24 protein-coding genes and 1 pseudogene are annotated in these 21976 nt (G+C 42.5%); 3 read left to right on the forward strand and 22 right to left on the reverse strand.

Features of this window, described 5'->3' with window-relative positions:
- Positions 1-255 precede the first annotated feature (255 nt).
- From ccsB to LQ216_RS09120, 12 genes are all read right to left on the reverse strand, one after another.
- Positions 256-1434 (reverse strand): c-type cytochrome biogenesis protein CcsB, encoded by a 1179-nt coding sequence (ccsB, locus tag LQ216_RS09065; protein WP_230128980.1) that lies wholly within the window; start codon positions 1432-1434, stop codon positions 256-258.
- Complete coding sequence (locus LQ216_RS09070) at positions 1434-3077, reverse strand: cytochrome c biogenesis protein ResB (protein ID WP_230128981.1); 1644 nt, start codon at positions 3075-3077, stop codon at positions 1434-1436. Before LQ216_RS09070 ends, ccsB begins: the two co-directional genes overlap by 1 nt.
- Before the next feature lie 18 nt (positions 3078-3095).
- Positions 3096-3626: a thiol-disulfide oxidoreductase ResA gene (resA, locus tag LQ216_RS09075; RefSeq protein WP_230128982.1), complete on the reverse strand. Its 531-nt coding sequence runs from the start codon at positions 3624-3626 to the stop codon at positions 3096-3098.
- A gap of 94 nt (positions 3627-3720) precedes the next feature.
- On the reverse strand, positions 3721-4452 hold the full coding sequence (locus tag LQ216_RS09080; RefSeq protein WP_230128983.1) for a pseudouridine synthase: 732 nt from the start codon (positions 4450-4452) through the stop codon (positions 3721-3723).
- 320 nt (positions 4453-4772) lie between these two features.
- On the reverse strand, positions 4773-5309 hold the full coding sequence (locus tag LQ216_RS09085) for a spore maturation protein (RefSeq protein ID WP_230128984.1): 537 nt from the start codon (positions 5307-5309) through the stop codon (positions 4773-4775).
- A gap of 1 nt (position 5310) precedes the next feature.
- Positions 5311-5904 carry a nucleoside recognition domain-containing protein gene (locus tag LQ216_RS09090; RefSeq protein ID WP_230128985.1) on the reverse strand — a complete coding sequence of 198 codons (594 nt, stop codon included), beginning with the start codon at positions 5902-5904 and terminating at the stop codon, positions 5311-5313.
- Positions 5897-7051 (reverse strand): D-alanyl-D-alanine carboxypeptidase family protein, encoded by a 1155-nt coding sequence (locus tag LQ216_RS09095; protein WP_230128986.1) that lies wholly within the window; start codon positions 7049-7051, stop codon positions 5897-5899. Before LQ216_RS09095 ends, LQ216_RS09090 begins: the two co-directional genes overlap by 8 nt.
- A gap of 270 nt (positions 7052-7321) precedes the next feature.
- A complete protein-coding gene (locus LQ216_RS09100) occupies positions 7322-8200 on the reverse strand; it encodes a superoxide dismutase (protein ID WP_230128987.1) in 879 nt (292 codons plus the stop codon).
- 418 nt (positions 8201-8618) lie between these two features.
- Positions 8619-9107 (reverse strand): YpuI family protein, encoded by a 489-nt coding sequence (locus tag LQ216_RS09105; protein WP_230128988.1) that lies wholly within the window; start codon positions 9105-9107, stop codon positions 8619-8621.
- 21 nt (positions 9108-9128) lie between these two features.
- Positions 9129-9539 carry a hypothetical protein gene (locus LQ216_RS09110; protein ID WP_230128989.1) on the reverse strand — a complete coding sequence of 137 codons (411 nt, stop codon included), beginning with the start codon at positions 9537-9539 and terminating at the stop codon, positions 9129-9131.
- A gap of 100 nt (positions 9540-9639) precedes the next feature.
- The gene (scpB, locus tag LQ216_RS09115) at positions 9640-10221 is read right to left on the reverse strand and encodes an SMC-Scp complex subunit ScpB (RefSeq protein ID WP_230128990.1); all 582 of its coding nucleotides are present in this window, start codon (positions 10219-10221) and stop codon (positions 9640-9642) included.
- Positions 10208-10972, reverse strand: coding sequence for a segregation/condensation protein A (locus tag LQ216_RS09120; protein ID WP_230128991.1), 765 nt, complete (start codon positions 10970-10972; stop codon positions 10208-10210). The genes scpB and LQ216_RS09120 overlap by 14 nt, the downstream gene beginning before the upstream one ends.
- A gap of 598 nt (positions 10973-11570) precedes the next feature.
- Here LQ216_RS09120 and LQ216_RS09125 point away from each other — a divergent pair.
- Positions 11571-11651 (forward strand): annotated as a pseudogene (locus LQ216_RS09125) (YjcZ family sporulation protein); the annotation flags it as partial.
- Between the two features lie 110 nt (positions 11652-11761).
- On the forward strand, positions 11762-12286 hold the full coding sequence (locus tag LQ216_RS09130) for a DUF309 domain-containing protein (protein WP_230128993.1): 525 nt from the start codon (positions 11762-11764) through the stop codon (positions 12284-12286).
- A 35-nt stretch (positions 12287-12321) separates the two neighbouring features.
- Here LQ216_RS09130 and LQ216_RS09135 read toward each other — a convergent pair whose 3' ends face one another.
- Positions 12322-12687 (reverse strand): GNAT family N-acetyltransferase, encoded by a 366-nt coding sequence (locus LQ216_RS09135; RefSeq protein WP_230128994.1) that lies wholly within the window; start codon positions 12685-12687, stop codon positions 12322-12324.
- A gap of 473 nt (positions 12688-13160) precedes the next feature.
- Between LQ216_RS09135 and LQ216_RS09140 the strand changes: the two genes are divergently transcribed.
- The gene (locus LQ216_RS09140) at positions 13161-14024 is read left to right on the forward strand and encodes a DUF1002 domain-containing protein (protein WP_230129117.1); all 864 of its coding nucleotides are present in this window, start codon (positions 13161-13163) and stop codon (positions 14022-14024) included.
- A gap of 45 nt (positions 14025-14069) precedes the next feature.
- Here LQ216_RS09140 and lysA read toward each other — a convergent pair whose 3' ends face one another.
- From lysA to spoIIAA, 9 genes are all read right to left on the reverse strand, one after another.
- A complete protein-coding gene (lysA, locus tag LQ216_RS09145; protein ID WP_230128995.1) occupies positions 14070-15392 on the reverse strand; it encodes a diaminopimelate decarboxylase in 1323 nt (440 codons plus the stop codon).
- 146 nt (positions 15393-15538) lie between these two features.
- The gene (locus tag LQ216_RS09150) at positions 15539-17029 is read right to left on the reverse strand and encodes a spore germination protein (RefSeq protein WP_290369251.1); all 1491 of its coding nucleotides are present in this window, start codon (positions 17027-17029) and stop codon (positions 15539-15541) included.
- Positions 17013-17591 carry a stage V sporulation protein AE gene (locus tag LQ216_RS09155; protein WP_230128996.1) on the reverse strand — a complete coding sequence of 193 codons (579 nt, stop codon included), beginning with the start codon at positions 17589-17591 and terminating at the stop codon, positions 17013-17015. The genes LQ216_RS09150 and LQ216_RS09155 overlap by 17 nt, the downstream gene beginning before the upstream one ends.
- Positions 17592-17641: 50 nt before the next feature.
- The gene (locus LQ216_RS09160; protein ID WP_230128997.1) at positions 17642-18064 is read right to left on the reverse strand and encodes a stage V sporulation protein AB; all 423 of its coding nucleotides are present in this window, start codon (positions 18062-18064) and stop codon (positions 17642-17644) included.
- Positions 18054-18674 (reverse strand): stage V sporulation protein AA, encoded by a 621-nt coding sequence (locus LQ216_RS09165; protein ID WP_230128998.1) that lies wholly within the window; start codon positions 18672-18674, stop codon positions 18054-18056. Before LQ216_RS09165 ends, LQ216_RS09160 begins: the two co-directional genes overlap by 11 nt.
- Positions 18675-18821: 147 nt before the next feature.
- Complete coding sequence (locus LQ216_RS09170; protein WP_230129119.1) at positions 18822-20114, reverse strand: NCS2 family permease; 1293 nt, start codon at positions 20112-20114, stop codon at positions 18822-18824.
- Between the two features lie 237 nt (positions 20115-20351).
- Positions 20352-21110, reverse strand: coding sequence for an RNA polymerase sporulation sigma factor SigF (gene sigF, locus LQ216_RS09175; protein WP_230128999.1), 759 nt, complete (start codon positions 21108-21110; stop codon positions 20352-20354).
- A gap of 13 nt (positions 21111-21123) precedes the next feature.
- Complete coding sequence (spoIIAB, locus tag LQ216_RS09180; RefSeq protein WP_230129120.1) at positions 21124-21564, reverse strand: anti-sigma F factor; 441 nt, start codon at positions 21562-21564, stop codon at positions 21124-21126.
- Between the two features lie 2 nt (positions 21565-21566).
- A complete protein-coding gene (gene spoIIAA / locus LQ216_RS09185; protein ID WP_230129000.1) occupies positions 21567-21917 on the reverse strand; it encodes an anti-sigma F factor antagonist in 351 nt (116 codons plus the stop codon).
- Positions 21918-21976: the final 59 nt, after the last annotated feature.

Below are 21976 nucleotides of genomic sequence, written 5' to 3' on the forward strand. Positions count from 1 at the left end.
ATTTACATCTCCTTTTTATTTAGTTTATCACTCATCAGATTGGTGAAAAAGTCATACTTTGCAAAAGAAAAGTGTAGCGCACTGTATATGGACTCGTTTAAAATCACCGAGCTGTGTTGCGGCTCCTGCACAAGTCGCGTCCTGTACGTCGTAGTTTAAGAAGTTATACTTTTTTAAACAAAGAAAAGAGCCCGAACACCTCTCTACACAAACAGGCTTCGCCGGGATGTGTAGGTGGGGTCAGACCCTTAAAAATTATGCATATGAATGCAAGCCAGCGATGACCAGGTTAACAAAAATGAGATTGAACATAATAATTGCGAAACCAATCACTGCGAGCCATGCCGACTTCTCTCCATGCCAGCCTCTGGATAGGCGAAGGTGGAGAAATGCCGCATAAAACAACCACGTGATCAATGCCCAGACCTCTTTTGGATCCCAGCCCCAGAATCGGGTCCAGGCAATCTGCGCCCAGATCATCGCGAAAATCAGCGCTCCCAGCGTAAAAATCGGAAAACCAATCAATACGGAACGATAGCCTATTTCATCCACTAAGTCCAAATTGATATTTTTTACTAGCGGTTGAAGCATAGCGGAGATCCTTTTTCGTAAGATGATCCTGATTAAACCGTAAAGGACAATACCGCTAAAAATGGACCAGATGACCGTATTCAATTTCTTCGCGTTAATAATCGCCGGTACTTCGACAATCGGTTCCATTTTGCCTTCAGTCAACAGTTTTCCTTCATGCGGACCGACGAGCGGAGGTAAGGTATATGTCACACCGGCCTCTTTATCTTCTTTGTCAAGATAAGCGAAATCCGCCTTGTAGTCCATTAGCGAGAAAATCGTTGAAACAAGAACAAAGCCAAGTGTAATGACCAGAGTCAGGATTGTCGCTTCAAGCCAAAAAGTACTTTTGCTTGATTTCGATTGGTCAACGGATTTTAGCAAATAAATCAGCCCCGCCGCAAAGCTGATGGCCAGAATTGCCTGACCAGCTGCCGCGGTCGTTACGTGAATATGAAGCCAATCACTTTGCAGCGCTGGAATCAACGGCGAAATTTCCCTTGGAAACATACTTGCGTAAGCGATAATGAGTACCGCTACAGGAAGCGTGAATAGTCCAAGAACAGGAGTTTGATAGATAAAATAGATAATAATGAATGCACCGACAAGCATCATGCCAAAGAATGTCGTAAATTCGAATAAATTACTGACCGGAGCATGTCCGCTTGCGATCCATCTTGTTATGAAATATCCGAGCTGCGCGACAAAGCCGCTGATTGTGAGGATTATCCCGATGATTGCCCATTTGTTTTGTTTCTTTTCTGCTTGTCCCCTTTTATCTTTGATTGATCCCGCAAAGAAAAAGGTAGCTACTAAATATAATATAAACGCGATATATAATAAGTTGCTGCTTAGTTGAGCCACTATTTATCTTCCCCTTTTTTTGAAGATTTCTCTTCTTGAAGCTGATCACGCGGTTCTTCGATTATCGTATTCTCGATGACCCGGTTTATATCACGCTTCAAACCATGCCAATTTTTGTTCGTATGACCTGCGAGCCAAATTTCCCCATCTCTCTTTTGAATCCAGATACGCCGGTGGTTCCAATAAGCACCTTGAACGACACCGATCATAAAAATAAAGCCGCCGACGGCAAGAACCCACAGCGTCAAATCTTTTCTTATCGTTAAGGAGGAAACGTTCTTTGTCTCTATCCCAGCAAAAGTCATCTTGTAGTCATTTTCACCGAGCGGCTCCAGGTTTTGTTGGATCGCCACAAAACTGACTTCTCCCTCTGGTTTATCAGGAGTATACATTTTAAAGAAAAATGCCGGGTTATTCGGTATCCTCGATTTTGTGCCTGGTTCACCGTTTTCCTTATACTCGAAGTCAGGGAAGTAACTTATCAGTTCGACTGAATAGCCTTCCTTTAACTCATATTTCCGTTGTGGATCGTATAAGTCCACTGTTACCATGCCGAACTTTTCTCCCGATTCCTTATGGGTAAGATTAAGCTTCATTTGATTTAATTCATCGAGTTTGTAATTCACCTGATAAATCGCATAATCGTCATGCTTTAGCGGCTGATTAACTTTAATCTGATGATCTTTAACCTTCTTCAGTTCAGGCTCCTCACCGATTACCTGATTTCCAACCCTCTCATATAAGCTAACGTTAGATTGGTAGTTCTTCGCAATCGAACCATTCATTTCAATAGCTTCTGAAAAGTTCTCGTTTTCCTTTCCCTTATCGTAAACCTCTAGAATGAATTTTTCACTTGAAAGGAAATACTTTCCCTCTGTACCTGGAATCGCTTTCGTTTCCCCTTCACGTATCCAAAGCATCTCGTCCACGTACATGCCGGGAACAAACCTTAGCATGCCGCCGATCAAGAATATAATCAAGCCGATATGGTTTACATAAGGGCCCCATCTTGAGAAACGTCTTTTTTCAGCAAGAATATTCCCGTCTTCTATGCGTACATGATACCGATGATTTTCGAGACTGTTTTTAATTTCGTTAAAATCCACGTCTCTATTTTCAGTCTTCGTAATTCCAAACACGCGCTGTCTTTTCAAAAAACCAGCATGCCTGGATACCTTTTGTTTTTTTAATGACCGGTATAATGGAAAGAAGCGGTCAATGCTTGCGATAAGGATGGAGGTTCCGATTAAAGCGATTAAAATCAAGTACCACCATGAGCTGTACAGATTATGAAGGCCAAGCTGATAATACAGCTTCCCGAACCAGCCATATTCCTGTTCATAATGCTGCGCCGGCGGGACTGTCTGCGGTATGTACATTTCCTGTGGCAATATCGTTCCAAGTGCCGAAGCAACCAGTGTGATGACAATCAGCCAAACACCGACTTTAACCGAAGAAAAAAAGTTCCATATTTTATCAACGATTGTCTTGTTGTAGGTTTGCGAACGTCTGGCGCTTCCCTCATAGCGCATATCAATCACTATATTTTCTATTTGGGATTCGTCCAACAGCCTGCCGCACGCTTCACAGAGGACGGTGCCATGCGGGTTGATATGCCCGCATTCGCATTTCACTTCATCCATGTAAAAAAACTCCCCGTGTTATGGTTTAATTCTCTCCATTTGTTCTTGTATCATTTTCTCTGTCAATTCTCCCTTAATAAAATCAACGACCTTGCCATCTTTATCAATAAGGAGCGTTGAAGGAAGCGGATCGATGTCATAAGCCATCCGTACTTCCTCACCTTTATCAATTAAGATAGGAAATGTCAATTTATGTTTGTCAACAAATGTTTGCACAGCATAATCCGATTCATTGATGTTAACCGCCAATATTTGAACGCCTTGATCTTTATATATTTTATATTGGTTATCCATATAAGGCATTTCCCTTTCACACGGCTTGCACCATGTGCCCCAAAAATTAAGCAGAACACCCTGGCCCTTGTAATCCGAAAGCCGGTGCTTATTGCCTTCCATGTCGGTAAGCACAAAATCAGGAGGAATGGACCCCATTTTAACCGATGTATCCTGATCTTTTGTGAAATTGGCATATAAAGCGTACACAAGAGCTGCACCCAATAATAGGAGGATAACCGTTCTTAGAACCAGGCGTCGCTTTTTCTTTTCCATACAAATCCCCCTGCTCCTTATTCGTTTGCCCTCCATTATAACATTTATCAATCTATGGCCTTTGTTTCCATAATTGAAGATTATGTGACAATTCTTACGATTTTTTCCCTGCGACAGCAAGAGTCCGCAACTGTTTTACCTCGTGGGGCGTCAATTCCCTTGAATCACCAGCCGATAAGCCGTGAAGAGTCAAAAAGCCGTAGCGCTCCCGTTTCAGCTTCAACACAGGATGGCCGATTGCCTCAAACATTCTTCTAACCTGTTGATTCTTCCCTTCATGAATGATAACTTCCACGATCGCGCTCTGCTTTTTCTTATCGATTGAGAGTACCTTTGTCCTTGCCGGCGCTGTCTTACCGTCTTCAAGTACGATTCCTTTTTCAAGCTTACCTAGATTTTCACGCAATGGAATTCCTTTTATTTTCGCAACGTAAACCTTATCCACTTCATGTTTTGGATGCATAAGGATATTGGCAAATTCTCCATCATTGGTTAATAGCAACAACCCCGACGTATCGTAGTCCAGCCGACCTACCGGGTAAATTCTTTCGGTAATTCCCGGGAAGAAATCGGTAACCACCTTTCTGTTCTTATCATCGGAAACAGCCGAAATCACGCCGCGTGGTTTATATAGCAGGAAATATACCGGAACTTCCTTTGTAAGCGGGACTCCGCTCACCTCAACCTTATCATTCGGGCCCACTTTTGTACCGAGCTCTTTTACGACTTTCCCGTTCACCCTTACTTTTCCTTCTGTAATCAAATCCTCCGCTTTTCGCCGGGAAGCGATCCCCGAATGAGCGATAACCTTTTGTAAACGCTCCATCTATCTTCACCTCTTAATTCTACTTTTTGAATTACTTTCATTATGTATGACACAATCATACAATTATCGCACATTATCTTAATCATTAAAAGTTTACCATAGGATTATTTCGCCCACCAAAGATTAATTTCTGTAAGAAAAGCGGAAGCGCCCTTCAGTAAGGAGGACGACTAAGACCGCCACGTCCTATGGCGACGTCGGCACTAACACGTCCTGTGCGTCGGGGCTGGGCACTGTAGCTAGACACCTATCAAAGTAAAGAAAGTTATACTATCTTCTTTGAAAAAAATAAAGCAAAGTGGCGTTTCCACCACTTTGCTTCATTTAGTTCCAAAGACAAGTGTAACCACAACAATCGCCGCAATAATCCCCACCAAATCTGCGAGCAGGCCGACTTTGACCGCGTCGCCCATTTTCTTGATCCCGACTGCCCCGAAATAGACAGTCAATACGTAAAAGGTCGTATCCGTGCTTCCCTGTATCGTGGCGGCCAGCCTGCCGATAAAAGAATCTGGACCATAAACAGAAATTAAATCGCTCGTCATCCCTAATGCCGCAGTCCCTGATATTGGGCGGATGATGGCAAGCGGCAGTATTTCCGCCGGTACATGAAGCATCTCTAACAGTGGCCTTAAAAATTGGACAATAAAATCTAGTGCTCCTGAAGCCCGGAAAACGGAAATGGCGACAAGCATCCCCACTAAAAAGGGAATGATCGAGAATGATATCGAAATCCCCTCTTTGCCACCTTCCACAAATGCCTCATAGGTGGTAACCTTTTTGAAAGTTCCATAGATCATAATAAAACAGATTATTAAAGGAATCATCCAAACTGATATGGTCGTCATCCACTGCAAATTATTTCACCCCGTTCCGGGTCCGTTTATGATAATAATAACGATCAATCGCGATCGCACCGACAGCTGAAATCGCGGTCGCAATAATCGTAGGAAACACAATATCTGTCGGACTGCTTGAATTGTTTGTTATCCTGATGGCGATTACAGTAGTCGGAATCAGGGTGATGCTTGACGTATTGATGGCCAGGAACGTAATCATAGATCTGCTGACCGTCGCTTTCCCGCCGTTCAATTCCTTTAACTGTTCCATCGCCTTTATGCCAAGCGGAGTTGCCGCATTTCCCAGACCAAAAAAATTGGCCATCATGTTTGATAAAATATATCCCATGGCCGGATGATTCGATGGAATCTCCGGAAAAAGGCGGGTAATAATTGGCCGGAATAATCCTGACAGCTTATCGAGCAGCCCGGCATCCTGGGCGATTTTCATCAGGCCAAGCCAGAAAACGAGAATACTCATGAGTCCAAAGGAAAGCGTGATTGCGTCTTTCGCGCTTTTGAAAAGGGCTTCATTTACTTGATCCATCGTTCCATTGATCATGGCAAACACTACACCGATGACCGTCATCCCGACCCATAAATAATTAACCATTCTGGTTAATCCCCAATATACTCTCGAATATTTCCAACCATCCAGAACCCAACGATACCTGTTTGAACGATTCCTTCGCTTCGCCGTAAAAAATCGTTCTGCCGCCTACCTTATCTCCGTTCATATAAATCTCCGCACGGCCGACTTGATCAGGAAAGTCCCCTTTCTTTTTCCAGGTTTTTTCCGGCTTGAGCAGCTTGATTTTAACATGGACAGCCTCTTTTTCCTCCTCATTCAAAGGATAATAAAAATTGTTTTTGATATATACATTCCCTTTATAAGGCTTTTGTTTTACTTCTTTAATCGAGCCGGAAGATAAGATTTCCGTATTTTGATAATCCTTAAACGCAGATTCATACATAAAAATATGATCATTCCAGTCATCCGGTCCATTCAGGGTCACTGCGATTAAATCCAGATCATCCTTGGTTGCTGTCGTAACCAAAGTCCGTTTCGCCAATTTGGTGTATCCCGTTTTTCCGCCCGTACAATATTCATATAACTGGGTAAGCAGCCGGTTTTTATTTCGCCACACATAATCCCAGTTTTCCATCGTATTCGGGGCCCGATAAACTTTTGTTCCTGCAATTTTCCTGTATGTATCGTTTTCCATGGCATAACGTGTAAGAAGTGCCATGTCATAAGCTGTTGAGTAATGATTCTTTGTATTGTCGAGTCCGTGCGGGTTAGAAAAGTTCGTGTTCTTCATGCCGATTTCTTCAGCCTTCTGATTCATCAGCCATACGAATCCTCCAAGGCTTCCTCCCACATGTTCAGCGATGGCTACGGCAGCATCATTACCGGACCGGAGCATCAGTCCGTATGTTAAATCCTCAAGCTTTATCTTTTCACCGTTCTTTAAATATAAAGAAGACCCTTCAGTCCCTACAGCATTTGGGCTTACCTTCACGGAATCATCAAGACTACCTGATTCGACGGCAAGAAGGGCGGTCATGATCTTGGTAATGCTGGCAATCTTGCTTTTTTCATGGGCATTTTTTTCATAAATAACCCTGCTGCTTCCTTGCTCCAGTAAGATGGCGCTATGAGAACTGACCGGTAACGCCGCATCCGTTCCGGCAGGATATAAAGAAATAGTTAAAAGAATGATTAAAAAAGCCGATATGCTTTTATATAAAAAATGCATATATTCTCCACGTCCTTTGTGTTTTGTACAAGTTTATGCGTTAGGACAAGGGTTATGAATAAAATGCTAAAAAGAATAAAAGCGGAAGCACCTTGCAGGATGGCCAAGCAAGGAACCTCAGCTAAATCCCGTCACGTCCTGTGCGTCGAGGCTAGGCGCTGGAGCTAGATGTAGATAACCTCGATAAATTTTCTAAATAAAAATCAATTTATAAATACCTTAACAATAAAGAAGATCGACCGGCGAATGCCAATCGATCAATCTTAACAGTTAAAAAGCCGGCCAGACAAGCTTTCGAGCTTCTTCATATCGTTCCGCAACACAAGGCCAGTTGACGATACTCCACCAATTATCCACATATGCTCCTCTGTTTGTTGTATATTGCAGATAATAGGCATGTTCCCATACATCCAGCACAAGGAGCGGAATCGTATCCCATTGGGTAAGATTCATATGCTTCTCCGATTGCAAAATTTCCAAACGCCTGGAACGCGGAGACCAAACGAGCAATGCCCATCCGACTCCTTCAACCTGTTTCGCGGCTTCGCTAAAATGCTTCTTGAACGCGGCAAAGCTTCCAAAATCCTTTTCCAGTCGTTTCAGCAACTGCCCTTTTGCCGTTCCCGATCCACGAGGGGTCATCACTTCCCAGAAAAGCGTATGCAAGTAATGGCCTGATCCATGAAAGGCAGCCTCTCTTTCCCAATGCTTTAACAACTCATAGTCATTCGTTTCCCTAGCCCTCTTCATCATCTTCTCTGCCTTGTTCAGCCCGTCTACATATGTTTGATGATGCTTATCATGGTGAAGCCTCATAATATCCTCAGAGATGAAAGGCTCCAGTGCGTCATATGGATAGGGAAGCGGCGGCAGCGTATGCTTGCCCGGCGCGATTGTTTTTTCTGCTTGTTGTCTTTGAACTGCTTTCTGTAACAATTCTTCTGCTTTTCGGTGGAGAGAATCCGCCGCCTGCTGCAAGGCAAGGACATTTTCTTCAGAAGCAGACGCTTCCTCGAGAGAAGTTGATAAAGCCAGGACATTCTCGATGCTATCTGATATTTTTTCACGCAATCCATTTTGCTCCAATAATTCAGAAATCTCTTTCGTCCACTCCATTACAAGTACGCCATATTCCTTATGATCATTCATTTCCACTTGCCTCCCAAATCCCCCGACAGTCGAACGGGGATCGATTGAAAATACCGGGACAGAGACCCGGTCGCTATCCGTGCCAATGTATCATATGATATTCCGTTACAAGAGTGCCCGCCCTTATCTTTAGACAAAGTGAAATACCTTCCTCGTAGTCTCAGGAAGGCATTTTTTTTGATAAGAGTGGAATTTCGGCATAATATCCAGAAATTTAAGGAATGGAGGGGACCCAACAAAATTGATTTCTGCTCGATTACTGAGATTTGTGCTCGATTATTTTGATTTCTGCTCGATTTCTGGAATTTGTGCTCGTTGGGGGAAAACCAATTAAAGAAAAGTCACCATGGGCGAGTCTTAAGGCAGAGTTTGGCCCACAAAAAAAGACGGCTCCTGAGCCATCTTTTTTAAAAAACTATTATTTGGATTGCATCATTTTTGTACGATAGTCTGTTTCATAGAATTCAAGCTCTTCCCTGACTGACTGAAAACCGGCTTCTAAATCCTTCAATACGCCGATGATGCTTTCGGGAACCTCAGTGTGAAATTTAATCGAGTTTTTCCCGGTGTAAGCCGAGCGGCTGTCTTCATACCAGCGGTCTTGCTTTGGTGAAAAATATTCGTCGATGCACTGGTGGTATATTCTATATAAGGTTTTTTCGGCCGCCGCTTTATGAAAAACCTCATTTTTAAGGACGATTTGACAAGCTTCCAGCCCTTCTTCACAGTTTACGAGCAATTTTCTTATACTGGATAAAAGGCCTTTATAATAGGTTTCATCACCGTTTTTCTCCTGCTGCAGCCCTGAATAAGTCGTCTCATTCAAAAACTGTTCAAGCTTATCAACCGTATTTTCTAAAAAATTACGTACATCCTCAAGCTGAGATTTAACAATCATATTCCCCAACCGTAAACCCTCCTCAAGTAATTAAATGATGAATTCTGAATCCTTGGTAAACTTGTACTCTTTCTTTTGCCCTAGCGTTTCGAAAACTTCAGGAAGCTTTTCAAAGTTCACTCCCTCGAAATAGGAAGCGAATTCCTTTATCGTATTGATGTATACCCTTTTTCGTGTCCTGAAATCTGGGTTTTTCAGGAGGCACACGATGGCTGCGATGTCATAAAGGTAAATTTCTTTTCCCCCTGCGGCAAACAGCGGGTTGGCGGAATAAGGCGTAAATTCTTTGGCAAACTCATCGAAATAACGGACATACAAAACGTGGAGTGTTTTCTCTTCCCCATCCTCTATGTATGTTACTTCTGACTGGTTAAAAAAATCTTCTGGAGTATTGGACTGCGCTTTCTCCAGCTCATATCCCCTGCAATCCTTAATAATCAAGGAAACCCCTCCAGCCTTGGAAATTTAAACTGTCGCATTTAATTCTTACAAAAAGGTATTCATTTTTATATAGTATATTATCACAATTCAGTAAAAAATGTTATTCGATTGTTTTCTGAAATTTTTCAAAAAACAGATCGGCTTCGCCCTGTTCAAAATCATCCTCGTCATTTACGGTAAGAGGCGGCAACTCTTCAATGGACTTCAAGCCGAAATAATCCAAAAATTCCTTTGTTGTCCCGTACAGATACGCACGGCCTGAACCTTCTGCACGGCCCACTTCCTTAATCAATGCTTTGGAAACGAGCGTCTGGAGCGGCCGTTCCGTCAATACTCCCCTTACTTCCTCTATTTCCACTCTCGTAATCGGCTGCTTATAGGCAATGATAGCGAGCGTCTCCAATGCGGCCTGAGACAGCCCGTGTGACCCAGGTGTTTCCACAAGCCGCTTCAGAAAATCCGAATGTTCCTTTTTAGTGGCAAGCTGGTAAACTCCGGCCATTTCAACAATCTGTATTCCCCGTGCTCCCTCCTCATAATCAGCTTTTAAAGACTCGACAATGTCAACCGCCTGTATGTCAGTGATTTCGAGAACCGAAGATATCTGTTTTAAAGACAAACCTTCATCCCCAGCCGCGAAAAGCAAGGCTTCGAGGATTCCCTTCCAATTAATAACTTCCAACTGCTTCTACACCTTCCTTAGCCACAATAAAGATTTCTGAAAAGTTCACTTCCTGATCAACGAAAACTTCGTTTAGCTTCATCAATTCCAGGACAGCCAAAAATGTGACGACAATATGTTCTTTATCCTGATGGGGAAATAAATCAAAAAAGCTTTTTCTTCCACCGTACGATTTAAGGTCGATAAGAATTTCATCCATTCGCTTTTCGATCGATATTTCCTGGCGAGCCACCTTCGTAAACAGCGGTTTTTGAAGTTTTTGACGACGAAGCAGCTTTTGAAAGGCTCCGAGCATGTCATATAAGCTGATATTCAGATCCAGCTTTTCCTGCTCCTTCGCTTTCGAGAATTCCGATAGGTCACTAGGAGGCTTGGTAAACACAAGATTCCGCTCTTCCTCAAGTGTCTTAAAATCACTAGCCGCATTTTTAAACTTGCGATATTCAAGCAGCTTTTCGACCAGCTCGTCCCGCGGATCTTCCTCATAAGCGAAGCCTTCTTCATCTTCAGGCAATTCTTCTTCATGCTTAGGAAGGAGCATCTTGCTTTTGATTGCCAATAAAGTCGCGGCCATGACCAGATATTCACTTGCCACATCCAGCTGCAATTCTTTCAGGGCATGGATATAGCTGAGGTATTGCTCTGTGATTTCTGCCATCGGGATATCGTAAATATCTATTTCAAGACGATTGATCAGATGAAGGAGAAGATCCATAGGTCCTTCAAAGGCTTCAATTTTTATATTGTACATGTATAAAACCCCATTTAAATTCATTCCGAACTTTTATCAACTATACTCAGTATAGTAGATTAACGGAACTTATCCAATAGGTATCTTTCTTTTTCACATAGGGCAGTTCCCCATTTAAAAAATTAAGGGTTCTGCTCATATTTCCGGCTCATTGCTCTTATATTTGGATCATCGCTCACATATTCTGGATACCGCTCATATATTCAGATAATCGCTCATATATTCAGATAATCGCTCGTAAATTCGGATTACCGCTCGTAAATTCAAATAATCGGCTTGTAAACTCAAATTACCACTCATAAATCCAAATAACCACTCTCTCCTCTCAATTACAATATCCCACTGCCGTCATAGAGGACTCCTCAAGCAAACTATGGTTTGGCCTTAAGGAACCTCTCGGCTTAACCCTGCCACATCAAAGACGAAGTTGGCGCAATTCCTTCCCTATATACGTTGTAGCTAGACATATTTCCAAGTTAAAAAAGTCATCTAAAATAAAAAAGGGCTCCGCCCAGTCATTTTTGGGTTTTTTTCATAATCTGAATATGTAATGAGTTTAACTTAAAGTTAAGGGGAGGTATTTTACATGGGTGACAAAGGGTTCGAATACGGAGGCGGCTTCGCTTTAATCGTAGTGCTATTTATTTTATTGATTATCGTAGGGGCGGCTTGGTTTTAATATAAGAATTGCTTAGGGACTGATGGACAATCAGCCCCTTTTTCATACTAGAGCGGCAGCTCCCCCTGATATGTTAAAATAAGAAGACATAGAAAAAGGAGCTGGGGGACTTGAATTATCCTGAGCCATATATCACTTATTTACTCCATTTTCATGGAGACCGGGACTATTTTGAATGTCATGAGGTGTTAGAGGAGTACTGGAAGGAAGTCGCTCCAGGGGAACGTGAATCCCATTGGGTCGGACTTATTCAAATCGCGGTGGCCTTTTATCACTACAGGAGGATAAACTTCAAAGGCGCCCTTACGACGATGAAGAAGGCTGTCTCTAACCTGAAAAAGAAAAGAGACGAGATTACGGATCTCGGGCTTGACCACAATAGGCTGATTTCAATACTAGAGAAAAGCATTAAAGCTATCGATGGACATATCCCATATCAAAGCGTTGTTCTTCCCATTGCCGATCCCGCATTAATCGAGCAATGTGAAACAGATTGCAAGGATCGTGGCTTTATCTGGTGCGCAGTCAGTAACATGGATGATCAAATGCTCATCCACAGGCACTCTTTACGTGACCGCACCGAGGTGATCATGGAAAGAAAACGCCAATTGACATTGAAAAATGAGCAGAATTGAAAAACCTTATCCCATACAGGATAAGGTTTTTCTGTTCATTCTGCGTTTTTGGCATTTTCAAGATCGCATTTTTCCAAAAAAGATGCCGTAAATTTGTTAGGACTCATTTCCGTATCAGGGTACATCTCTTTCAACGCCTTGACCATGCGCTTTCCGACGCCTTGATGACGGAAGGATGGATTGACAGAAACATGCTGAATGATGAATTCCTGTTTGTCTGCCACATTGACACCAATGAGACCGATGATTTCATCTTCCTTCCAAAGAAACAGCTGCATATCTTCATCATTTTCATATGATTTCATTGTTTGCTGAAGCTTTTTTATATCCTTTTCGGTCGGCATAAAAGAAAGCAAGCCCATTGCAAATTTTTCATAGCTTTTTTTATATTTGATCAACATATAATATCCCTCGTCAAAGAACGTAGTATTTTTTTCTAAGAACACGTAATTTCTTTAACATTTCCCGTTTAATTAGCATTCATAAACATTCTATCCGTTTTCATGCCGCCTTAAGCGCTTGCATGCGCATCAAACGATACCGGTCCCCATATTACGGCGATCAGAGCGATCATTTGTTGCTCTTTCTCATACAAATTGCCTCTCTCCTGCTATCTTTAAAATAATTTAAAAGCAATGTTTATATTCTACTATATTTGCTTCACTCCTGACAAATTTCACATGTAAAACCCTTTTCTTTTTTCCCTAAACCATACACTCGTTAAACCAATACAATAAAATATTTTGAAACTCTCAGGCTTTGTGCTTATACTGTTTTAGAAGAATATTGTTCTTCGAGCAAAAAAAGTGAATCCATTTGAATGTTTATATCGTCAGATAGTAGTAAGGAGGAAGAATAAATGAACAATAAAATCATGAAAAAATGGCTGATATTGACCCTTCTCTTATGTCTACTTATACCTGTAAAGGCATTTGCCGATGCGGCTGTCGGTGACATGACCGTTACCCTTGGACAAAACTTAACAGAAGAGCAAAAGAAGATGCTTCTTTCAGAAATGAATGCACCTGAGGGAGTAGATATCCTAACGGTCACGAACGACGAGGAACATCAATACCTTGGCGATTATATTTCAAAACGCTTAATCGGAACCAAGGCGATTTCTTCATCCGCGATTACACTTGAGAAGTCTGGTACAGGCTTGAAAGTCGAATCGAAAAATATCAATTGGGTTAGTGAGGAAATGTATATAAATGCGTTGGCCACAGCAGGCGTCAAGGATGCAACCATCTATGTTACGGCTCCAATTCCTGTTTCTGGCACGGCTGCATTAACAGGTATTATTAAAGCATATGAAGTTTCATCGGATAAGGTTATTCCTGAGGATGTAAAACAGGCTGCCAATGAAGAAATGGTTAAGACGGCCCAACTAGGCGACGAGGTAGGCGCTGACAAAGCCGCAGCCCTCATGACAAAGATTAAGGAAAATATGGCAGATAATCCGCCTCAAACGGAAGCCGAAGTGCGTGATGTCATTGAATCATCAGCTAAAGATCTCAATATTACACTTAAAGAGGAACAAATCCAAAGTTTAGTTGACTTGTTCAATAAATTAAAGGATTTGAATATTGATTGGAATCAGGTTGGAAACCAGTTGGATAAAGCCAAAGAAAAACTGACAACATTCCTAGAATCGGAGGAAGGCCAGTCATTCCTTGACAAGCTGAAAGAATTCTTCGTCAGCCTGATCGACGCAATTAAATCATTCTTCTCTAAATAGTATGGTAAAAAAGCGGAACTAGGCAGTTATTGCCTGATTCCGCTTTTATTTATTATTTACAACTTCCTCTAGAGGGACATCAAATTGGACCAAGTCCTGGTATGTTTCCCGTCTGATGACAAGCCTTGCCTCTCCATTTTCCACAAATACAACGGCTGGTCTTGGAATTCGATTATAATTATTCGACATGGAATAGCCATACGCTCCGGTACAGAAAACCGCCAGAATATCATCTCGATCCGCTTTAGGAAGCGGTAAATCCCATATGAGCATATCGCCGCTTTCACAGCATTTTCCGGCGATTGAAACCGTTTCTTCCGGTTCTTCAAGGGGCCGGTTTGCCAAAACCGCTTCATATTTAGCATCATACAAGGCCGGACGAATATTATCGCTCATCCCGCCATCGACGGCTAAATATTTCCTGATATCCGGAACCTCTTTTTCAGATCCCACCTTATATAGGGTCGTTCCCGCGTCTCCTACAAGCGAACGTCCCGGTTCAATCCAGATTTCAGGCATGTCCAATCCTGAATTTCCGAGCTGATTCTTTACCTCTGTCACGATCTCTTCAACATATACAGAAGCAGGAAGCGGCGTGTCCTCTTTCGTATAGCGGATCCCGAATCCTCCGCCAAGGTTGAGTACTTTAGGCTGAAAACCTAAAGAAGAATGCCAATTTTTCAATTGCCCGATAATTTTTCTTGCAGCGAGAATAAAACCGGTTGTCTCAAAAATCTGTGAACCGATATGACAGTGCAGCCCGAGCACATCCATCCACTCACTTATCTGCGCCTGTTTAAGAGCGCCCTCTGCCTGTCCGTTTATCAAATCAAATCCAAACTTGGAATCTTCCTGTCCAGTCAGGATATAATCATGCGTATGTGCCTCAATCCCCGGCGTTACCCTGAGCAAAATCGAAACGCGTTGTCTTCTGCTTGAGCATAATTCCTCCAACAGTGCCAATTCGGAAAAATTATCGACAACAATGCAGCCGACTTCATGGTCAAGAGCCATTTCCAGCTCTTCGACACTTTTATTATTGCCGTGAAAATGAATTCGTTCCTTTGGAAACCCCGCTTGCATAGCTGTATACAATTCACCGCCCGATACTACATCCAGCGACAACCCTTCCTCTTTGGCCACTTGAACCATCGCGATCGAAGAAAAGGCTTTGCTGGCATAAGCGACTTGGGCTTGCACACCGAGTTTTTCAAATGTTCTCTTAAATCCTCTTGCCCGTTCGCGGATCAGTTTCACATCATACACATAAAGCGGTGTCCCGAAGTGAGAAGCCAATTCCATGGTATCAACACCGCCTATTTCAAGGTGCCCTTTTCCATTTACGTTAGCAGTTCCATAAAAATGCATGTTTATTTCTCCTTCCAGACTAGGCGTAAACAAATGAGGCAGACCCATATAGAGCCGGTTTAGCTCTAAACTCGTGAGTCAGCCTCGATTTTACTCTTTTAATGCATTAATGATTAAAACAAAAGTATCATATCTTTCTGACAACTTCAATGTTTTTGTTTAAATGGCTGCCTGTATCTATCCCTAGGATGGACAACGCTCGGCCTGATACTCGATCCCGGGACTGTTCTTCTTACAAGAAGCTGCATTAAAGCCTTTGGATAGAGTGGTAGCAAGGGCCATAAATACGGTGTATTCACAGCTTTTATACTCGCCAAAAACAAGATATAGACCGTTATGCCAATAATCAAGCCCGGTGTATGAAAAAATACAGTGGAAAGCATGAGTAACAGTCTGGCGATCTTGTTGGCTAAGCTAAGTTCCAGGCTCGGCGTTGCATATGTGCCGATAGCCGCTATGGAAACGTATAGAATGACCTCCGGAACGAACAACCCGACATCGATGGCAATTTGTCCGATTAAAACAGCGGCAATCAGGCCCATGGCTGTCGATAAAGGCGTCGGCGTGTGGATAGCGGCCATTCGCAAAAATTCGACCCCAAAATCCGCTAGAAATATCTGTATCACGATGGGAATACTCGTTTCTTTGTTTGGCCCGATAAATTTAAGCGCTTCTGGCAGCAATGAAGGATCCAATGTAAATAAAAGCCATAGCGGAAGCAAAAATAATGAAGCAAGCACTGCAATAAAGCGCACCCAGCGTACAAGGGTCCCTACAGCCGGAGATTGTCTGTATTCCTCTGCATGCTGCATATGATGGAACATCGTAGTGGGAGTGATCATGACACTTGGGGAAGTATCTACAAAAATAATCACGTGGCCCTCTAGTAAGTGGGTGGCTGCGACATCCGGCCTTTCCGTATAGCGAACGAGCGGATACGGATTGTATCCCTGTTTCACGATGAACTCTTCTACTGTTTTATCAGCCATTGTCAGGCCGTCAATTTTAATATTTTTTAGTTCTTTACGGATGATTTCCACTAAATCCGGATCAGCAATCTCATTTATGTAACCGATAGCTATATCGGTTTTTGAACGTTCACCTATTTTCATGATCTCAATACGCAATCTATCATCACGGATTCTCCGTCTCGTTAAAGCCGTATTGAGGATGATGTTTTCAACGTAGCCATCACGGGAGCCGCGAATGATTTTCTCCGTATCCGGCTCGTCCGGCATTCTTCCGGGATAGCTTCTGGTGTCAACGATGATTGCTTTTCCAGTGCCATCGACGATGACTGCAATCAGCCCGGACAATACCTCGACAATCATTTCATCCAGGTTCTCAACTTCTTTGACCTGCTGATGTACGATTCTATTTTTTACTACTTCATATAATCTGGTTGTACTTCTTTCCGTCTCGTTCAATCGTAATATGCCTTCGATGATTTCAATGACAAATCTTGTATCAACAAGCCCATTTACATAGTATATTTGAATTTCTTTTTTCAAAACGGTAATTTTTCTGACACCAAAATCAAAGCTGACGTTAAGGCCAGCATTCTCCTTCATGTATCGTTCTACTTCGGTTGTACTGTCAGGAATCGGTTTCATCTCTTCCTTACTTTCGGTTGCCATGATTTCCGCTCCTTTCTAAAATGATTTCAATAGCCAACTTGGTGATAGGCGCGCCTATTTTATAATCATCTTTCTTTGCCATTTTACCGATATCACCGATGCCGACTACAATAGGCGCTTTGAGCTCGTTCACACAATAAACGGTATCTCCGGTAATCCGTCCTAATTCATGCTCCTCGGCCCCGAATTTGTCTACGCCATATGGGGTTAGCTGCCCTTCTCGATCAATGCATACATCCACTTTCGTCCATTCCGCATGTCTTGTTTTGGAAGCGACTGCAATGACTCCCAATAGCTCGACATCCTTGCTGCCCGCAACATAGCGCATCGCCGTCTCACCCGCCCCTTCCCCGACATAACCGCTGTCATCAAACATGACCAGGACCGGGTCGTGCGGGGATTTTTTGATAAGTGAAACGATTTCAGACCCAGAAAGAACAGATGGATTACCTTGCGACATCGAAATGCACCGGCCTCCGATTTCCTTGGCCGCCATTTCCACGGCCCGCCTCGCGTACTCGTCGCCATCTGTAATAAAAATGACTTTTCTTCTTTCCGCCATAAACATTTTCCTTTCAGAAGTTGCCAATCCTCATCAAATTATATAGGTTGCTATAAATCCACAAAATAAAGCCATTGGAACAATGAACCAGCAGTCTTTCCAAACACGATCGCCATGATCAAATAAACGATTTTTTCCTGAATGCCGATCCGTTTCGAAATGATTGGAAATACATTTAAAACCTCCGTTAAGGCGGCTGCCAGCATTCCGTTAAAGATTCCGTCCGCTAATCCAATCGGGATCAAGAAAAATTTGCTCATCCCGAGAATATTATTTTGGAGTCCTAACCAACCTCCCGTAAGGACTCCCATAACAATAGCCAATTCATAATAGTGAATCATCTTCATCGTTTTTGTGAGCTGGGTTAGCCTTGGGATCACCTTGAGGACTGTAAGGAAAGCTACAAACCCGGCCCCGACTGCCAGACCACCAGCTAATCCGACAAAAATACTGAAGAGGATTTTACCTGTCATCAATTCGCCTTATGCTTTCTTTGTTTTCATGCATGATGACAAATTGATCTAAATCCTGCTGGTAATTAAACATTTCTACTTCTAGCGGACTCGGTTCCTCATTAAATCGTTTCCTAAAAAAATGATTGAAGAACAAAATCATGCCGAGTCCCAGTCCAAAGCTATAGGGAATTTGGATGAGCAGCGGCTTGCTGTCCTCTCTGCCGGTAATGATTTTAAATAGATTTTGATGGACCGTTTGCATGCTTACATCAACATGAAAATTCATAATCGTGATCGCAGCCCCGATAAATAAAAGAAGCCAGACGGAAATAAATAGCGGCCAAGACACCTTTTTCTTCTCATAAATTATTTCAATAATCGTCTGAGCAGGACCGACTGCCTGGATTTCCACATCCTCATCAAATTCCCGAATCTCTTTAATCAGCTGGATCAAATCGACAATGACAATGTTTTTATCCTCATCGGTGACTTTTAATACATCCTTCTCTTCAAGTTCTTTGACTATGCCTGTCGGGCCCAATATCTTCGCAATATCCCGAATTTTCACTACTTGATCCTGTCTTGCCTGCACGCGGTGACGCATCCTTACATACACCAGATTTTCCATCACTCACACACCTCGCACATCAATTTCCTTTATGTGTAGTATGTTATTTCCTGGCCTTTAACATACAAAAAATCAAACAAAAAGACCAAAAATTACAAAAAAAATGACCGTCTGCAAGGAGACGGTCATTTTTTAGAACGATTCGATTTAATGTGTCGGGAAGAAAATCATCTGAATTAAGAAAATGACACCAAAAATAAAAATGAGCGGGTGAACTTGTTTAGCTTTTCCGCTAAAAGCTTTCATTAACGGATAGGTGATGAACCCAATCGCAATCCCGGTCGAAATGCTTGATGTCAAAGGCATCGTCAAGATGATCACAAATGCGGGAAACGCCTCATCAAACTCCTTCCAATTGACTCTGGCTAGTCCTTCCATCATAAAACAGCCCACGATAATTAAAACAGGGGCGGTTATCGCTGGCAAAGAGGCAATCGCTGCTATCAGCGGTGAAAAGAACATCGATACAGCAAATAATCCCGCCACAATCACGGCGGTTAAGCCCGTCCGTCCTCCCGCAGCAACACCTGAACTGGATTCAACATATGCTGATGACGGGCTTGTACCAAATAATGAACCTACTGTCGTCGCAATCGCGTCACCAAGAAAGGCCATCTTAGCTCTTGGAAATTTCCCGTTCTTCATCAACCCGGCCTGTTCAGTGACCGCAATCATCGTACCGGTTGTATCAAAAAGCGTGACAAGCAAAAAGGCAAAGACTACTGCATATAAGCCATTCGCAAAAACTCCCGCAATGTCAATGTCGAAAAAAACAGGAGCCGGCGGTGCTGAAACAAAATTTTTGAAATGCAACAAATCCATGAAATAACCGATAACGGCTGTTATGAGCATCCCAAAAAACAGCGCGCCTTTTACGTTTCTTGCCATCAAAATCAGTGTTAGAAATAAACCAACAATCGATAACACTGTAACAGGTTCATGCAAATCACCAAGCGTGATCATCGTTGATTCATTTGGCACAACAATCCCACTCTGTTTCAAGCCAAGAAAGGCAATAAACAGCCCGATACCTGACGTAATTCCATACTTCAACGAAGCTGGAATGGCTGTAATGATCGCTTCACGAAACTTTGTGACACTTAGAAGAATAAACAATAATCCGGCGATAAATACCGTTCCGAAAACGGTTTGATATGATAAACCGTGCGCTCCGACAACACTCGCGAAATAAGCGTTCAACCCCATGCCGGGTGCTATCGCAATCGGAAGCTTTGCAAAAAAGCCCATAATCAACGTGCCGATTATGACAGCTATAATCGTTGCCATAAATACCTGTTCAAACGGAATCCCGACTGAACCGAGGATCGCTGGGTTTACAATAATGATATAGACCATCGTTAAAAAGGTGGTAATACCGGCAAATACTTCTGTCCGTGCTGAAGTACCATGCTCTTTTAGTGAAAAATATCTTTCAAACATCATCAAAAACCTCCATACAATATGTAAAATCCGAATAAATACAAATCCCTTACTTATAATATTCGTTATTAAACTTCAAATCAACAGTTATCTATAACTCCCTTACTATAAAAATTTATAACTTCCCCTTATTATTTTGCTTTTCCTCAGCTTTTTAAACAAAAAAAGGGATTGGCAACCAAAGTCTCTGTTCTGGCAACAAACCGGAAATTTCCGCAACAAAAAAGACCACATGAATCATTGATTCATGTGATCTTTCATCTGCTTGAGTATCTTTTTCTCGAGCCTTGATACTTGGACTTGCGATATTCCGAGCCGGACGGCTACCTCAGACTGGGTCTGGTCTTTATAATACCGCAAATATACGATAAGCCTTTCCCGTTCGTCGAGTTCTGAAATGGCTTCCTTTAAAGCGATTTTATCAAACCACTTCGATTCATTCGTATCAGCAATTTGATCCAGAAGTGTTATGGGGTCGCCATCATTTTCATAAACGGTTTCATGGATCGATGATGGCAGTCTGCTTGCTTCCTGGGCCATGACGATTTCCTCAGGAGATAGCTGCAGGTGCTCGGCAAGTTCATTCACGGTCGGTACCCTGCCGAGTGTTTTCGATACTTCTTCTTTTGCCCGCCGGATTTTATTCGCCATTTCCTTTAATGAACGACTGACCTTCACTGTACCGTCATCCCGAATAAACCTTTGAATTTCACCAATGATCATCGGGACTGCATAGGTCGAAAACTTTACTTCAAATGACAGATCAAATTTATCAACGGATTTCAACAGGCCGATACACCCGATTTGATACAGATCATCAGGCTCGTAGCCCCGGTTTAAGAAACGTTGGACCACAGACCACACCAATCTCAAATTGCTTTTCACAATCACACCTCTTGCTTCCTGGTCCCCACTCTGGCTGCGCAGGATTAAATCCCGTAATTCATCATCTTTTAAATGGACCTGGCTTTTCTTGTTTTTAACCTCCACATCCATATGCATTGCTCCCTCAATTCGCCAAAGCTTTACTTTTTGTTAAGTGCTTTTTTAATCGAATGATGGTTCCCTCGCCTTTATGGGAAATGACCTTCATCTCATCCATAAAGTTTTCCATGATTGTAAATCCCATTCCGGAACGCTCCAATTCCGGTTTTGTCGTATATAATGGCTGAACGGCTTCGTCTACATCGTCAATTCCAATGCCTTCATCCCTGATCGTCAACTCAACGGCTTCCCCGTCGATCACGACCGAAATATAGATGATTCCATCCGGGTCATTTTCATACCCATGAATGATCGAGTTTGTGACCGCTTCTGACACGACCGTTTTAATTTCTGTCAATTCATCCAGGGTTGGATCCAGTTGGGCAATAAAAGCAGCAACTGTGATACGGGCAAAAGATTCATTCTGGCTTAACGCCGAAAACTGAATATCCATCTTATTTTTCATCACTACGCAACCCCCAATCTTTGTAAAGCGTTTTCCTCGGATAGTTCCAATTTAATGATTTTAAACAATCCTGACATTTCAAATAACCGCTTCACCGAAGGAGAGATTGCGCAGACGACCATTTCACCCTGATTTTGTTTGATTTGATTATAGCGACCCAGAATCACTCCAATCCCTGAGCTGTCCATAAAAGACAGTTCACCCAGGTTGAGTACAATATGCTTGATGCCATCCTTTTCAATGGCTGCACTGGCCCGGTTTCTCAGTTCTTCTGCTGCATGATGATCCAGTTCTCCTTTTAATCGGATGCAAAGAACAGCATTTTTAGCTTCCATATCAATGACAAGACTCACTATTTACAGCCTCCTTATCTGTTGTCTAGTGAGTCAAATTCGATTTTCGTGTGGCATTT

This window comes from Bacillus sp. CECT 9360 (genome assembly GCF_918741275.1).
GTDB lineage: Bacteria > Bacillota > Bacilli > Bacillales > DSM-1321 > Peribacillus.